Below are 529 nucleotides of genomic sequence, written 5' to 3' on the forward strand. Positions count from 1 at the left end.
GGCTTTGTACAGGGCGCTGCGTTTATCGAGCTTCTTGTAGGTGCTGCGGCGTGCTGCGACCTGCCAGATCACTTCGCGGCCAGCATGTTCGGGGCGCTTTTCGACGCCGGTGTAGCCGGCATCGGCGCAGACGACGTTCTCGTCACCGTGCAGCAGTTTGTCGACCTGGGTGATATCCGCCACGTTGGCTGCCGTGCCTACCACGCTGTGTACCAGCCCCGACTCATCATCCACGCCGATGTGCGCCTTCATGCCAAAGTAATACTGATTCCCTTTCTTGCTCTGGTGCATTTCCGGGTCGCGCTTGCCGTCCTGGTTCTTGGTCGAGCTGGGCGCGTGGATCAGTGTGGCATCGACGATAGTGCCCTGGCGCAGCGACAGGCCGCGATCCCCCAGGTAGCCATTGATTACGCCGAGGATGCCGGCTGCCAGCTCATGTTTCTCCAGCAAGCGACGGAAGTTGAGGATGGTGGTTTCGTCGGGAATGCGCTCCAGGCTCAGCCCGGCGAACTGACGCAGGATGGTCGTC

At 61.4% G+C, this 529-nt stretch carries 1 pseudogene; it reads right to left on the reverse strand.

Annotated features, from left to right (window positions below):
• Positions 1 to 529 (reverse strand): annotated as a pseudogene (locus CXQ97_RS21280) (IS5-like element ISPa16 family transposase); the annotation flags it as partial.

The sequence above is a fragment of the Arthrobacter sp. B0490 genome (assembly GCF_002929355.1).
Classification (GTDB): domain Bacteria; phylum Actinomycetota; class Actinomycetes; order Actinomycetales; family Micrococcaceae; genus Arthrobacter_D.